This is a genomic window from Spirulina sp. CS-785/01 (assembly GCF_028330525.1).
Classification (GTDB): Bacteria; Cyanobacteriota; Cyanobacteriia; order Cyanobacteriales; family Spirulinaceae; genus JAQMSD01.
In genome coordinates this window covers 1-3125 of sequence record NZ_JAQMSD010000011.1, presented here as the reverse complement: position 1 = coordinate 3125, position 3125 = coordinate 1, and the positions used below count along the sequence as shown (strand labels likewise).

Here is a 3125-nt window from a genome sequence, read left to right as displayed (position 1 = left end):
TGGCATCAGTGGTTGCCCGTCTTTGGAAACTACGGGAATTCGGTTCATAGGAGATAATCCCTCCGAATCAGGTTTACGTCTCTTACGCCACGGTTAACGCTGTGTCCTGGACTAACCCAGTTGGGCGAGATTCCACCCCCTTACATCTAATCCAAAAAGCGAGAAACATCTAGAAGTGTTTACTCGTTAACCGCTCTTGGCTCTATTCGCAGCTACGGGAAGGTTATCTCTCCCCACTCCCCCACCTCACGAAGTAGGTGGGGGTCATTGAATGATTACATATTAAGGCTTTCATAAATCTATCGTTGAAGGCTGAGGGCTGAATGCTGACGAAGTTGGCTTAGGGTGTACTAGGAAAGGATACACAATAGAATTGTGATGTTAACGGGAATGCTAGTCTGCTACTTATGAAAGAGAAGAATTGGGTTGAAAAAACGGTGTTTTGGAGTCCTGTGTCTTGGCAGGCGGTGTTTACGGGGTTGATGTTTTTTTATATGTATTTGCCGATTCTGGTGTTGACGGTGTATAGCTTTAATGAGTCGGCTTATAGTGCGGGGTGGGAAGGGTTTACGCTGCAATGGTATGGGAAGTTATGGGAGGATGGCCGGATTTTACGATCGCTGGAAAATAGTTTAGTTGTGGCTGTTACTGCGGTGGGGGTTTCGGCGGTGTTGGGGACGATGATGGCGGTGGGGTTGGCCAAGTATAGTTTTCGGGGAAAAACCCTGTATCGGGGGGTGTCCTATTTGCCATTAATTGTACCGGATATTGCGATCGCAGTTTCAACCCTCATTTTTCTAGCCGTTTTAGGCATCCAACTCAGTCTCTGGACCATTGTTGCTGCCCATATTGTCTTCTGTTTAGCCTATGTGGCCATTGTGGTGTCCTCTCGGTTAAGCAGCCTTGACCCCCATTTGGAAGAAGCGGCCTTAGATTTAGGGGCCACCCCCACCCAAGCCTTTCTCAAAGTCCTCCTCCCAGAGTTATCCCCGGCCATTCTTGCCGGGTGTTTACTCTCCTTTGTCTTGAGTATGGATGATTTCCTCATTGCCAGTTTTACCGCCGGGACCGGGGCCACGACGTTACCCATGGAAATTTTTAGTCGCATTCGCACAGGAGTGAAACCCGATATTAACGCCCTCAGCGTCTTATTAATTCTCGCATCGGGGTTAGTTGCCTTTGTGGCCGAATACGTCCGTTATCGGGGCGAAAAACGGCAAATGCAGTGATTGATGATAAGTTTGTAGGGAGAAAACCCCCAATTCTCCCTAAGTCTTATGAGTGGGACCCCATCTTCAGTAACGGAAAAAGTTGAGAAAACAATTCGTTTCAGGTTGGTGAATCTGTGGAAATTTTCCCGGCCTCATACCATCATTGGTACAAGTTTAAGTGTGTTGGCGTTGTATAGTCTGGCGGTGGCCCTTCAGCCGTCGGTTTGGAGTTGGGGGAGTCTCTGGCAGTTGGCAGGGGCAGCGTTGGCTTGTTGGTGCGGCAATATCTATATTGTAGGCTTAAATCAATTAGAGGATGTGGCCATTGACCGCATTAATAAGCCGGATTTACCCCTCGCATCAGGGGCGTTTTCCCTGCGACAAGGACAGATTATTGTGGGGGTAACGGGAGTCTTGGCGTTGCTGAGTGCGGCGTTTTTGGGGGGGTGGTTGTTGGCGACAGTGGGGTTTAGTTTGGCCTTGGGGACTGCCTATTCTTTGCCTCCGGTGCGTTTGAAGCGGTTTCCTTTTTTGGCGGCTTTGTGTATTTTTACGGTGCGGGGGGGGGTGGTGAATTTGGGTCTCTTTCTCCACTATCGTAATGTTTTGGGGCTAGAGACGGGCATTCCGGCGGTAATTTGGTTGTTGAGTGCCTTTATTGTGGTGTTTACGGTAGCGATCGCAATTTTTAAAGATGTCCCCGATACCCAAGGGGATAAACGCTATCAAATCACCACGTTTACGATTTTGTTGGGGAAACCCGCCATTTTGCAGATTACTGGGGGGATCATTACACTATGTTACGGGGGACTGATTCTCGCGGCGGTAGCTGATCTAGCTCGTCTCAATCCTTGGGTGATTACCCTGAGTCATGGGGGGCTATTATTGGCCTTTTGGTGGCAAGCGAGTCGGGTTAACCTAGAGGAGCAACGTGCGATCGCTCGTTTTTATCAGTTTATCTGGAAACTTTTTTTCCTCGAATACCTCTTATTTCCTATAGCCTGTTGGCTCGCTGAGTGAGAGCAGTCTGTCCAATCTGCTTTTTTTGGGCAAGTTGTGCCATTTTAAGATTATATTGGCTTATTTGATTGATGATTTTGAGTTTATGAAGACGACTAAACATTTCATTCTTTTTACCGCTACCCTCATGTTGGTGCTACTGTCGGGCTATTCCGACTCCTCGGTGATGGCGACAGAGGGGGCTGCGATCGCTACAGAAAGTCCTGTCTCGTCTCAGTCTAGAGAATTTCCGGATTCGGTCACACATCCCTTGTTGTTGACTGATATGACTCTCAATTGTGAGCAGGCCCAGACGCAAAGGGAAATGAATCTTTGTGCCGTGAAAGCCGCCAAACAAGCCGATGTGCGTTTGAATACCGTGTATCAACAACTGCGCCAAGAAATTCAAGACACCGCCCAGGAGCAACGGTTAATTGATGCACAACTGGCTTGGATTGAATTCCGCGATCGGGATTGTGATTATGCTCAGAGTCAATATCTCGATGGCAGTATGATGCCCATGATTTACGGCTTTTGTGTGGCAGATTTAACCGAAAAACGCACGCGAGAGTTAGAAGACTATTTAGAAGAAGCGAGTCTTTAACAATTAACAATTAACAATTAACAATTAACCATGAGCAATAAGCAACATAGCGGTGTGCAAATTAGTGAAAGACACTTGCTCCCCCTCGCCCAAACTGGGAGTTGCAGGCTGAGGGCTGCATTAGCTCCCCCTCGCCCAAGGTGGGAGTTGCAGGCTGAGGGCTGCATTAGCTCCCCCTCGCCCAAACTGGGAGTTGCAGGCTGAGGGCTGCATTAGCTCCCCCTCGCCCAAGGTGGGAGTTGCAGGCTGAGGGCTGCATTAGCTCCCCCTCGCCCAAGGTGGGAGTTGCAGGCTGAGGGCTGCATTAGCTC

3 protein-coding genes are annotated in these 3125 nt (G+C 48.9%); all 3 read left to right on the top strand.

The window, feature by feature from the left end; all coding sequences use genetic code 11:
- Positions 1-407 precede the first annotated feature (407 nt).
- Entirely contained in the window at positions 408-1229 is an 822-nt protein-coding gene (locus PN462_RS00450) for an ABC transporter permease (protein WP_272125845.1), read from the top strand.
- A 48-nt stretch (positions 1230-1277) separates the two neighbouring features.
- The gene (locus tag PN462_RS00445; RefSeq protein WP_272125843.1) at positions 1278-2231 is read left to right on the top strand and encodes a homogentisate phytyltransferase; all 954 of its coding nucleotides are present in this window, start codon (positions 1278-1280) and stop codon (positions 2229-2231) included.
- 85 nt (positions 2232-2316) lie between these two features.
- Complete coding sequence (locus PN462_RS00440) at positions 2317-2814, top strand: lysozyme inhibitor LprI family protein (RefSeq protein ID WP_272125842.1); 498 nt, start codon at positions 2317-2319, stop codon at positions 2812-2814.
- The last annotated feature ends 311 nt before the right edge of the window (positions 2815-3125 follow it).

Coding starts and splice junctions, on each gene's coding strand:
- PN462_RS00445 (WP_272125843.1), top strand. CDS start 1,278: ATGAGTGGGACCCCATCTTCAGTAACGGAAAAAGTTGAGAAAACAATT.
- PN462_RS00440 (WP_272125842.1), top strand. CDS start 2,317: ATGAAGACGACTAAACATTTCATTCTTTTTACCGCTACCCTCATGTTG.
- PN462_RS00450 (WP_272125845.1), top strand. CDS start 408: ATGAAAGAGAAGAATTGGGTTGAAAAAACGGTGTTTTGGAGTCCTGTG.